At 70.8% G+C, this 11,642-nt stretch carries 6 protein-coding genes; 2 read left to right on the top strand and 4 right to left on the bottom strand.

The genetic code is table 11. From position 1 onward, the window contains the following. Positions 1–82: 82 nt before the first annotated feature. Positions 83–5,284: a family 43 glycosylhydrolase gene (locus tag QFZ76_RS08565; RefSeq protein ID WP_307673151.1), complete on the bottom strand. Its 5,202-nt coding sequence runs from the start codon at positions 5,282–5,284 to the stop codon at positions 83–85. A gap of 223 nt (positions 5,285–5,507) precedes the next feature. Further along, entirely contained in the window at positions 5,508–6,203 is a 696-nt protein-coding gene (locus QFZ76_RS08560) for a response regulator transcription factor (RefSeq protein WP_307673150.1), read from the bottom strand. 631 nt (positions 6,204–6,834) lie between these two features. On the opposite strand from QFZ76_RS08560, the gene QFZ76_RS08555 reads away from it, so the two are divergent. Continuing rightward, positions 6,835–9,225: a molybdopterin oxidoreductase family protein gene (locus tag QFZ76_RS08555; protein WP_307673149.1), complete on the top strand. Its 2,391-nt coding sequence runs from the start codon at positions 6,835–6,837 to the stop codon at positions 9,223–9,225. Beyond that, complete coding sequence (locus QFZ76_RS08550; RefSeq protein ID WP_307673148.1) at positions 9,222–9,713, top strand: hypothetical protein; 492 nt, start codon at positions 9,222–9,224, stop codon at positions 9,711–9,713. Before QFZ76_RS08555 ends, QFZ76_RS08550 begins: the two co-directional genes overlap by 4 nt. A 48-nt stretch (positions 9,714–9,761) precedes the next feature. Here the strand turns inward: QFZ76_RS08550 and QFZ76_RS08545 are convergent, their stop codons facing one another. Both QFZ76_RS08545 and QFZ76_RS08540 read right to left on the bottom strand, forming a co-directional pair. After that, on the bottom strand, positions 9,762–10,415 hold the full coding sequence (locus tag QFZ76_RS08545; protein ID WP_307673147.1) for a response regulator transcription factor: 654 nt from the start codon (positions 10,413–10,415) through the stop codon (positions 9,762–9,764). Then, the gene (locus QFZ76_RS08540; RefSeq protein ID WP_307673146.1) at positions 10,403–11,590 is read right to left on the bottom strand and encodes a sensor histidine kinase; all 1,188 of its coding nucleotides are present in this window, start codon (positions 11,588–11,590) and stop codon (positions 10,403–10,405) included. Before QFZ76_RS08540 ends, QFZ76_RS08545 begins: the two co-directional genes overlap by 13 nt. Between the last annotated feature and the right edge of the window lie 52 nt (positions 11,591–11,642).

Genomic DNA, 11,642 nt, shown 5'->3' with positions numbered 1-11,642 from the left:
ATCCAGCACCGGCACTCACTCACGCTCACCAGAAGGCACTCATGCTCAAGAAACCGGCAGCAGTTCCCGACCCCTGCTCGACCTACGGTCGGTGGCCGCCGACGGTGATGAAGCCGGTGCTCTTCGTCGGCGTGGCGTTGTCGTAGACCACGTCACCGGTGGACTTCTTCCAGATCTCGATGCGGAAGGTGTCCGGGCCGTCCGTGGCGGTGACACGGAAACCGTAGCCAGCCGTGCCGCCCAGCGTGCCGGATCCCTGGTAAACGGCTCGGGTTCCGGTGACCACCAGCCAGTCGGAGCCGGTGGAGCGGAACTTCAGCCGGGCCGCGCCGAAGTCGAAGGTCGCCGTCCCGGACGGGACGGTGGCGCCCTTCTTGTAGTCGGCGGCGAAGGAGAAGGCGGCAAGGCCGGTCAGAGCGGGCCCGGCGGGGTAGGCGCCCGCGGGCGAGGTGAGGACACCGACTCCGGCCGCGGGGCCGGCGCTCCGGTCGTAGACGACCAGGTCGGGCAGGGTCCTACGGTCCGTGCCGCCGTCGTCGTCGGTCACCGTGACCACGGGCCGGCGGATGCCTGCCGAGGCGTAGGTGTGGGAGGCCGTACAGCCGGTGGCGGTGACGGTGCCCTCCGTCGGCTCGGTGCCGTCCTCCCAGTCGACCGTGCAGGTGTGGGTGTCGCTCGTGCCTGGGTCACCGAAGGTGGTGGTGACGTCCGTACGGCGGCCCGCCGCGACAGGGGACTTCGGTCCCTCGGCGGAGGTGATCGCCGGGGCCGCGTTGGTGACGGCGACGGTGGCCGTGTCGCTGCTGCGGCCGCCGGTGAGCGTGACCTCGAAGCTGCCGTTGTCCGTGCAGGTGAGCGTGGTCCGGGCCGCCCCGGCGTCCGCGAACGTGCAGGGCGCACCCTGCTCGACCGTCCACTTCGGGCCGCCCGCACCCGACACGGTGCCGTCGAGCCGGATCGCGTCGCCCTCGGTGCCGTCGGTGTCGGCGCCCGCGTGGACGACGGTGACCGGGTCGACGCTCGTCAGAGTCGGGACGACCTTCTTGATCAGGTCGTCCGCGTCGAACTCCAGCTTGTCGACGGTGGTTTCGCGGTGGGTGCCGTCACCGCCGGGGATCGCGAAGCGGTGGTAGGCGATGTACCAGTCGTCGGTACCCGGGACGTCGACCACCGAGTGGTGGCCGGGGCCCTTGATACCGAGCGAGAGGTCCTTCTCCAGGATGACGCCCTGCTTGGTCCACGGGCCGGTGGGGGAGGGGCCGGTGGCGTAGGCGACGCGGTAGTTCTCGTCGCGGGTGTCGTTCTCCGACCACATGAAGTAGTAGGTGCCCTTGCGCTTGATGACGAAGGAGCCCTCGTTGTAGCCGCTCGGGGTGATGTTCTTGATCTTCGCGGTGTCGATCGAGGTCATGTCGTCGTTCAGCGGGACGACGTAGGCGCGGCCGTTGCCGAAGTAGAGGTACGACGTGCCGTCGTCGTCCGTGAAGACCGCCGGGTCGATCATCTGGCCGGTCAACTGGCCCGCCTTGAGCAGCGGTTGGCCCAGAGGATCCTTGAACGGGCCGGTGGGCGAGTCGGAGACCGCGACGCCGATGTTGGCGTCGGCGCTGAAGTAGAAGTAGTACTTCCCGTTCTTCTCGGCCATCGTCGGCGCCCAGGCCCTGCTGTCGGCCCAGCTGACGTCGGGCCCCAGGTCGAGGATGACGCCGTGGTCCTTCCAGTGGACCAGGTCGGTGGAGGAGTACGCCTTGAACTGCGTGCCGCTCCAGCCCGGGAAGCCGTCGGTGGTCGGGTAGAGGTAGAAGGTGTCGCCGAACCTGACGATGTTCGGGTCGGCGTTGAGCCCCGGCAGGACCGGGCTCTTCATCACCAGGGCCGTGACCGTCCAGGTGCGCTTGGCGCCGTCCGAGCCGGTCACCTCGTACGTCACCGGCTCGCTGAAGTCGTGCAGCGTGCCGGAGGCGGGGCTGATGGACGCGCCGTGGGCGAGGGTGAACTCGGGCGCCAGGGCGGTGAGATCGCTGCCCTCGGCCAGCGGCAGGGTGATCCTGCTGCCCGCGTCGTCGATGATCGCGTCGGTCTTCAGTGCGGGGTGGGTCGCCGCGGCGATGCCCGTGGTGTTGCCGCTGAGCTCCAGGACCTCGGTGGGCGACAGGGCCCGGTTGTAGATCCGGAAGTCGTCGACCTCGCCGCCGAAGTAGGGGTCGGGGGAGTACAGGGACTTGCCGATGTAGCCGGAGTAGCCCTTGGCGGGGTCGTAGAGCTCGGACGGCTTGATGGTGACCCCGGTGGCCCGGGCCGCCTCGATGCCGTTGACGTAGAGGACCGCCGTCTCGGCCGCGCTGTCCACGGTGACGGTGACGTGCTGCCACTTGCCGGCGGTGAGCGGTGAGCCCGCCGTCAGCTGCTTCTCGCCCGACCAGGTGGCCTTCGTGATCGCGGAGAAGAGCTTGCCGCCGCCGTTGGAGGGGGAGGCGAAGAGGTACTTGTTGCTGTCCGGGCCCAGGCCGAAGAGCCACTGGAAGTTGTCCCCGCCCTTCCACTTGACGTGGGTGGAGACGGTCACGCTGTCGACGTTCTTCAGGACGCCATTCGGAATCCTGACGTACGGCGAGCTGGTCGAGCTGCTGGTACCGCCGGACATCTTGAACGAGCCGCCGTCCACGCCGGTCCCGAAGTCCGGCGTCCGCACGTACGTGCCGTGGTAGCCGTGGCCGCTGGAGTCGCGGGCGATGTTGCCGCCGGTCTCGTCGAAGTCGTAGTCCAGGAGCAGGTCGGCGGGTACGTCGGGGCCTTCGGCGGAGACCGTGACCTCGGCGTTCAGGGCGGTCCCCTCGGGCAGGTTGCCCGTCACCGTGAAGGTGCCGGCCTGGGCGTACGCGGATTCCGGTACGTCCGCCCAGTCGACGGAGACGGGACGCTCGACGCCGTCGGCGTACTTCGCGATCACCGTGGCCGGCAGGACCGGGGCTTCGCCGGTCCGCGTCTTCACCGCGATGTCCTCGACGCTCTCGACGAGCTGGTCCGGCTGGTAGGCGCGCAGCAGGCGGTCGTACTCGGCCTGGGTGACCGGGAGGACGGTGCCGTGGCGCGGCTTGGCGGGCAGGTCGTAGCCGGTGGAGGGGGTCCAGACGCCGGAGCCGAGGTCTGTCGTCTCGAAGGGCAGGTAGCCGCGGCCGCCGAACTCGTCGAGGAAGGCGTACCACTTCTCCTCGGTGTTGGACTTGAACACCAGCGGACCCTCGGCGGCGTTCATCGCGCCCTTGCCGATGCCCTCGGCGACCGCGGTCCAGGACGTGTTCAGGAGCGAGTCGCTCTTCTCCTCGAAGATGAACTTGCTGTTGGGGGTCGAGGAGGTGTTGTTCCGCTCGTCCTTCGACAGACGGAAGTAGGTTCCGTCGTGCTGGATCACCGTGGAGTCGATGACCGAGTAGCCGCGGTCGATCCACACCTTGGGCTCGCTGAAGGTGTGGAAGTCACGGGTCGTCGCGTACATCATGCGGTTGTACGTGTCGCCGGAGTGCGCCTCGTTGTCGTACAGCTTCGAGGCCCAGAACACGACGTACTCGCCGCGCTGTTCGTCGTAGAACGCCTCGGGCGCCCAGGTGTTGCCCGCGCTGTCCGGGGAGACCTTGACCAGGCGCTGGTCGGTCCAGTGCACGAGGTCGGTGGACTCCCAGACCATGATGGACTTGCTGCCGGTGCGCTGGGAGGCGTCCCAGTCGCCGTTGCCGTAGATCCTCAGGTCGGTGGCGATCTGGTAGAACTTGTCGCCCTCGGGGGAGCGGATGATGAACGGGTCGCGCAGGCCCTTCTCACCGAGGGTGGAGGTCAGGACGGGCTTGCCGTCGTTCAACTCCCGCCACTTCAAAGGGTCGTTGCCCTTGCTGAGGGCCGCGTAGAGCTGCTCGCCGTCGGAGGTGCCCTCGCCGGTGAAGTAGCTGAACATGTAGCCCTTGAGGGCCTGCTGCGCGGGAAGTTCGGGGACCTTGGCCATGAGGGTGCGGGTGGCCGTGGCCGCGCCCTTGGCGACCGTCGCGGTCAGGTCGACGGTGGTGGCGCCGTCGCCGTGCGCGGGGCGGTGGACCGTGCCGTCGGCGGCGATGATGTCCGGCCGCGCGGAGGACCAGGTGACGTGCGTGCCGTAGGCGCCGTCCGCGGGGAGGGTGAGGTTGCCGCGCACGTCGTCGAGGTTGTGGACGCTCAGCGCCTCGGCGGCCTGCCGGGTCGCTGTCTCGTCGTCGAAGGCGGCGGGGACCGTGACGTCGAAGGACTTGGTGGCGGTCACGGTGCCCTTCTTGAGGGTCGCCGTGAGCGTGGCGTGGCCGTCCGGTTCACCGGCGGCCGGGCGCGTCACCTTGCCGGTCTCCGACACCACGGCAGGGTTGTCGCTCGCCCAGCCGACCGTGGAGCCGCCGGCGGGGCCGGTCTTCGGCAGGTCGAGGTCGGCGGTGACCGCGCTGGTGTCGCCGAGCGTGAGGGCGGCCTTGTCGTCGGCGACGCCCTGGGTGGCGACGGGGAGGGAGAGTTGCTCGACCTCGCTGCCGGCGAGCGCCCGGTCGTACACCCGGAAGTCGCGCATCCGGCCCTTGAACAGCTTGTCGCCGGAGTACACGGACTTGCCGATGTGGTTGGCGGTGGTGCTGCCGGAGCCGATGGCGCCGGGGGTGATGGTGACGGAGGTGTTGCGGGCCACCTCGACGCCGTCCTCGTAGAGGACGCCGGTGGTGCCGGTCTGCGTGTACGTGACGTGCTTCCACGCGGCGCGGGTCAGGTTGTGGGAGTCGGCGGGCCGGGTGGTCTGTTCCGTCGACCAGTTGCCGGTGGCGACGGAGGTGCGGAAGGAGTTGCCCGTGGTGAACAGGTAGCCGTTGCCGTTGCCGCCGCTGGAGTTGCCGAAGCCGTAGAGGAAGTACGGGGTGGTCTGGGCGGAGTCGATCAGTACGTCCATCGAGACGGTGATCGCGGCCATGCCCTTCATGACGTCGTCCGGGACCTTGATGGAGGTGTCGGAGCCGTTGAACGCGAGCCCCTGGCCGGAGGCGGACCAGCCGGGGGTGCCGTTGACCGTGCCGGTCCGGCCGTTGCCGGAGGCGTCGGTGGCGGTGGTGCCCGAGGTGGCGTCGAGTTTGTACCAGAGGGCGAGGCCGTCGGTGATCTCCGCGGTCTCGGCGGCCCGCACCGGAGTTCCGGCGAGGCCCAGCAACAGTGACGCGGCGGTCAGTCCGGCGAGTCGGCCCGCCCAGCGTCTCGCGCGGCCGTGGAGTCGTGCGCTGTACGTCATGTGGAGTTCCCCTGCTGAGACACGGTGGGCGAAGGGGCCTCGGCCAGGGGCGCCCCGCTGTTTCGACTGTGTGACGTCGTGTTGCGAGAGTGTCAATCGGGGCGTGGGGCAGCGTCAAGAGTTTTCGAACGATGTCCGGCAGGTCGAACGACCTGAGGGAGGAAGGTCTTTGGGAGGGGAGCGGCTCTTGGGCGGGACGGAGCGGTGTGGGGTCGGCTCGGGGTCAGGCCGGCCGGACCAGGCCGGACTCGTAGGCGAAGACCACGGCTTGGACCCGGGCGCGGGCGCCGATCTTGCCGAGGATGTTGCTGACGTGGGACTTGACGGTGGTCGGGGCGATCGACAGCCGCGCGGCGATCTCCGTGTTGGACCAGCCGGAGGCGACGGCGACCAGGACGTCGCGTTCGCGCTCGGTGAGGGCGTCGAGTCCGATCTCCCGCTCCGTCGGGCGTCCGGGGCGCTGCTGACGTACGGCGTCGATGAGCGCGCGGGTCACGCCGGGGGTGATGACGGCGTCTCCGGTCGCGACGATGTGAACGGCGGCGGTCAGTTCGTCCGGGGTGGCGTCCTGGAGGAGGAAGCCGCGGGCTCCGGCGCGGAGTGCGGCGTAGGCGTACTCGTCGCGGCCGGTACTGGTCAGGATCAGTACCTGCGGGGGTTTCCGTACGGCTCGAACGGAGCCGGAGGGATGGGGGAGTGCGGGGGCTCGGGTGATGCGGCGGATGGTGTCGATGCCGTCGGTGCCGGGTACGCGGGAGTCCATCAGGACGACGTCCGGGCGCAGTTCGGTGCTCAGGCGGATCGCCTCGAATCCACCGGAGGCCTCGCCGACGACGGTCAGGTCGGGCTGGGCCGCGAGGAGCATCCGGAAGCCGCGACGTTGCAGGGCCTGGCCATGGACCACGAGTACGGAAGTCATGCCGCGCACCCCTCTCACGCCTGAACGAAACCGTTTCGTTCACGCGGGAAGGCTAACTCTGACGGCTATCGAAACGGTGCCGTTTTCGTTGTGGTGTGGGTCTCATTTCGGGGGCAGGTCCCGGATGCCGACCGCTTCGGTGAAGTCGGCGTGCGGCGCGGAAGGACCGCGGCCGTTCTTCGGCGGCGTCGACACCGCCGGGAATGTGCCGGTGGCCTCGGTCGACGAGAGACCGGGCCGGGAGGTCGGCCTGCGCGGAGAACGTGTCGAGGGACGCCCCGGTGTCGGCGGCGACCGCGTCCGCACGCGCGGCCTCGCCCAGGTCGATCAGGGCCCAGGTCGATCAGGGCCCAGGTCGATCAGGGCCCAGGTCGATCAGGGCCCAGGTCGATCACGGCCCAGGCCGAGACGGCCTGGGCCACGTCGGAGAGTGCCTGCTCCTTCACCGCGGCCGGGGACCTCGGCAGCCCGGGGCGGACACCTGCGGGTGGGTCCAGGCAAAGCGGCATGCCGTTGCCCGGACGGGCGGCTCTCGACCGCGCCGATGCGTGACGGAGCGGGGCCGCGTGGTGCGGGATCGCGAGTGCGGGGTACTCAGTGGCCCAGCGGCTCGCCCGATGGAGGTGTGATCGTGGTGGACGAGGCTGATCGCATAAAGAACCCGTGGGGCGCACGTACCCCCTACGGCCCCGGAGCTCCGTGGCCCACGCGCACCGACGCCCACCTGGCGCCCGGAGTCGCCGCGCACGAGGTGGAGCGGTGGGTGCCGTCCGCCTCACTGCTGCACTCCAACGGCGATGCCATGGACATCGCCGTGCGCCAGGGACGGATCGTGGGCGTGCGCGGCCGTGCCACCGACCGGGTCAATCGCGGCCGGCTCGGCCCGAAGGACCTTTACGGATGGCAGGCGAACGCCTCGCCGGACCGGCTGACCCGTCCGCTGGTGCGCGAAGGCGGCCGGCTGGTGGAGAGCGACTGGGACACCGCGATGGGCCGGATCGTGGCCCGCTCGAAGGACCTGCTGGAGCGGCACGGGCCGGGCTCGATCGGCTTCTACACCACCGGGCAGCTGTTCCTGGAGGAGTACTACACCCTGGCGGTGCTCGCCCGGGCCGGCATCGGCACCAACCACCTGGACGGCAACACCCGCCTGTGCACGGCCACCGCCGCCGAGGCACTCAAGCAGACGTTCGGCTGCGACGGGCAGCCCGGCTCCTACGAGGACATCGACCACGCCGATGTCATCGCCCTGTTCGGGCACAACATGGCCGAGACCCAGACCGTGCTGTGGACCCGCGTCCTGGACCGGCTGGCGGGCGCCGAGCCGCCCCGTCCGGTCTGCGTCGACCCGCGCCACACGCCGGTGGCCCGGCAGGCTGCCGTACACCTGGCCCCGCGGGCGGGGACGAACCTGGCCCTGCTCAACGCGCTGCTGCACGAGATCATCCGCACCGACCGGATCGACCGCGACTACCTCGACGCGCACACCGTCGGCTTCGCCGAACTGGCCGCCGGGGTCGAGCGGTGCACCCCCCAATGGGCGGCCCGGATCTGCGACGTACCTGCCGCGTCGATCGAGCACGCGGCGGAGCTCATCGGCGGCGCCGAGCGGCTGCTGTCCACGGTCCTGCAGGGCGTCTACCAGTCCCACCAGGCCACCGCGGCCGCCGTCCAGGTCAACAACCTGCATCTCGTCCGGGGCATGCTGGGCGGCCCCGGATGCGGAGTGCTGCAGATGAACGGCCAGCCCAGCGCACAGAACACTCGCGAGTGCGGCGCCGACGGCGACCTGCCGGGCTTCCGGAACTGGCAGAACGACCAGCACGTCGCCGACCTGGCCCGGGTGTGGAACGTGACCCCGGAGCGCATCCCGCACTACGCGCCGCCCACACACGCGATGCAGATCTTCCGCTACGCCGAGCAGGGCTCGATCGGGATGCTGTGGATCACCGGGACCAACCCGGCCGTCTCCCTGCCCGAGCTCTCCCGCATCCGCTCCGTCCTGGCCAAGGAGGAGCTGTTCGTGGTGGCCCAGGACCTGTTCGCGACCGAGACCGCACAACTGGCCGACGTGGTCCTGCCCGCGGCGACCTGGGGCGAGAAGACCGGCGTCCTCACCAACGCCGACCGCACCGTGCACCTGTCCGAGAAGGCCGTCGAACCGCCGGGCGAGGCCCGCCCCGACCTGGACATCTTCCTCGACTACGCGGCCCGCATGGACTTCCGTGACAAGGACGGCGACCCGCTGATCGCCTGGCACGACCCGGAGTCCGCGTTCCGGGCCTGGCAGCGGTGCAGCGCCGGCCGCCCGTGCGACTACACCGGTCTCAGCTACGACCGCCTGCGCGAGGGCAGTGGTATCCAGTGGCCCTGCACCGAACGCGCCCCCGACGGCACCGCGCGCCTCTACACCGACGGGATCACCTGGGCGGACCCGGACACCTGCGAGAGCTACGGCAAGGACCTGGTCACGGGAGCGTCCGTCGAGGAGGTCGAGTACCGGTCCCTCAACCCGCACGGCCGGGCGGTCGTCAAGGCGGCCGAGTACCTTCCGCCCCACGAGGACACCTCCGCGGACTTCCCCCTTCAGCTGATCACCGGCCGTACCGTCCACCACTTCCACACCCGGACGAAAACCGGCCGGGTCCCCGAACTGAACGCCGCCGCCCCCGACGTCTGGGCCGAACTGTCTCCCAACGAGGCTGCCCGCCAAGGCCTGTCCGACGGCGATCTGGTCCAGGTCGGCACGCCTCGCGGCGCGGTGCGCGCCCGGCTGCGCACCACCGGCATCCGGGACGGCATCGTGTTCCTGCCCTTCCACTACGGCTACTGGGACACGCCCGCGGGCCACCGCCCGCCGGACCACTCCGCGGGCCGCGCCGCCAACGAGGGCACCGTCACCGACTGGGACCCGGTCTCCAAGCAGCCCCTGTTCAAGACCGCCGCGGCCCGCGTCACCCTCGTCGCCCGCCGTGACACCGGGGCCAGGAACACCAGCGAGACGGCAGGGAGCAGGACATGACCGGCATCACCGCCACGCTCCGCGTCCTCCACGACGGTGAACGCACCCTGGAACGGGACCTGTTGACGGCCGCGGCGCGTCACCGCACCGACCACGAGATCCACCATGTCGCGACCGACCTCTCCCGCTGGTCCCGTGAGCACGCCACCCGGCTCGCCGACGTGGGCCGCCACTACGACCTCGACCTGCCCGGCCCGCAGAGCGACGCCTCGCCCGGAGCGCTCACCGCGCTGAAGGAGAAAGCCGCCGAAGCCCTCGGCCGCCGTCCGGAGACCGGCCTGCTCCTCCTGTACGACCTGCGCGAACTGCACCTGGCCGCCACGCGGAACTCGCTGCACTGGGAGATGCTCGCCCAGGCCGCACAGGCCACCTCGGACGACCGTCTCCTCGGACTGGCGGGCGCCTGCCACCCGCAGACGCTGCGTCAGATGCGGTGGACCAACACCATGATCAAGGAACTCTCGCCGCAGTTGCTCGTCAGCGCGTGAGCTCGCCGGTGTGTGAGCTGGCCGGTGTGTGCGCTCGCCAGTGTGTGATCAGGGGTGTTGGCGGTGGTCGAGGTAGGCGAGCACGGCCTGGACCCGCCGGTGACCGCTGTTGGCGGCGGGCAGGCCGAGCTTGGCGAAGATGCGCCCGATGTGTTTGTGGACGGCGTTGTCGGTGACGGCCAGTCGGTCGGAGATGGTGGCGTTGTCGTGTCCTTCGGCCATGAGGGCGAGCACTTGGTGCTCGCGCGGAGTGAGGTGGGACAGGGGGTCGTTGTCACCGCGGAGGAGCAGTTGGGAGATGACCTCCGGGTCCATCGCGGTGCCCCCGGCGGCGACGCGGCGCAGCCCGTCGGTGAACTCCGCGATCCGGCTCACCCGGTCCTTGAGCAGGTAGCCGATGCCCCCTTGGCCGTCGGAGAGCAACTCCCGGGCGTACTCCCGCTCGACGTACTGCGACAGCACGAGCACCGGCAGACCCTCGTGGAGGCGGCGCGCCCGCAGGGCGGCGTGTATCCCCTCGTCCTTGAAGGAGGGCGGCAGGCGTACGTCGACGATCGTCACGTCGGGCCGGTGCTCGGCGACAGCGGCCAGGAAGGCGGGGCCGTCGCGGGTGACCGCGGCGACCTCGAAGCCCTTGGCGGCCAGGAGCAGTTCGAGGCCGCTGGACAGCAGCACGTTGTCCTCGGCGATCACGACCCGCACGGCACCTCCACGGCGATCGTGGTCGGGCCGCCCGTGGGACTGGTGACCCGGACGGTGCCGTCCAGGGCGAGCACGCGGCGGCGGATCCCGGCGATGCCGGTGCCCTGCGTCTCGTCCGCGCCGCCGATCCCGTCGTCGCTGACCCGGATCGACAGCCGGGCGCCCGTGCGTCGGACGTGTATGTCGGCCCGCGTGGCGCGGGCGTGCTTGGCCGTGTTGGTGAGTGCCTCGGCGACGACGAAGTAGGCCACCGACTCCGCCGCGGCCGGGATCGCGTCCAGGGTGCCGACGTCGAGCCGGGCCGGCACCAGGGAGTCGGCGGCCAGCGCCGCCAGCGCTCCGCCCAGGCCGCGGTCGGCCAGGATCGGCGGATACGTGGTGCGGACCACGGTGCGCAGCTCGGTCATGGCCTCCTCGACTCCCTCGTGCGCCTCCCGCAGCAGCCTGCTCATGCCCTCGGGAACATCCGTGAGCGACTCGCGGGTCACTGCGAGCCGCACCGCGACGGCCACCAGCCGGGCCTGTACGCCGTCGTGCAGGTCACGCTCGATCCTTCGCAGTTCCGCGGCGTGGGCGTCCAGCGCTCCCGCCCTGGTCCGGGTCAACACCTCGACCCGCTGCGCGAGTTGTTCGCTGGCCGACGGCGACAGCAGCGCCAGGCAGAGCCGGGCGTGCGCGCGGGCCAGCAGCGGGCCGCCCCACCAGGCCGCCGCGGTGAGAACCACAGCCTGTAACGGCGCCGCGGTCAGCGCGATCGCCCAGCCGGTCACCGGGATGTCCCCCTGCAGATGCGGGGTCGCAACGGCGGGAAGCGCCCACCACAGCGTCATGGCCCACACGGCCGTGAAAATGTTGCCCACGCACAACACGACGGCCAGGCCGAAAGGCAGCGCCGTGGACAGGTGCACCACCGGCCACAGCAGATCTCGGCGGGTGCCCGGATCGGTGCGCATCCGACGCCACCAGGCAGGGGGTCCCCCGGGCGGGGCCGCGGGCCGAGCCGGAACCGCGACGCCGAGCAGCCTCCCGGCACGTCGCCGGTGCCGGTCCCCCCAGGCGCGCGCCGGAGCCGGCAGCACGAGCAGCGGCAACGCGATGACGGTGCCGAGGGCGGTCAGCAGGCCACCGAACAGGTAGGCCGTGCTGCGCAACGGCTGTTCCCATCGTCTCGGCACGCCCGCCCCCTTCCGCCCGTCGGCCGAGTACTCAGTATCGGGGCACGGCGCC

It is taken from the genome of Streptomyces sp. V4I2, assembly GCF_030817655.1.
Taxonomy (GTDB): domain Bacteria; phylum Actinomycetota; class Actinomycetes; order Streptomycetales; family Streptomycetaceae; genus Streptomyces; species Streptomyces plumbiresistens.
Note: the sequence above shows the minus strand (reverse complement) of the source record. Positions and strands in the feature narration are given on the sequence as shown.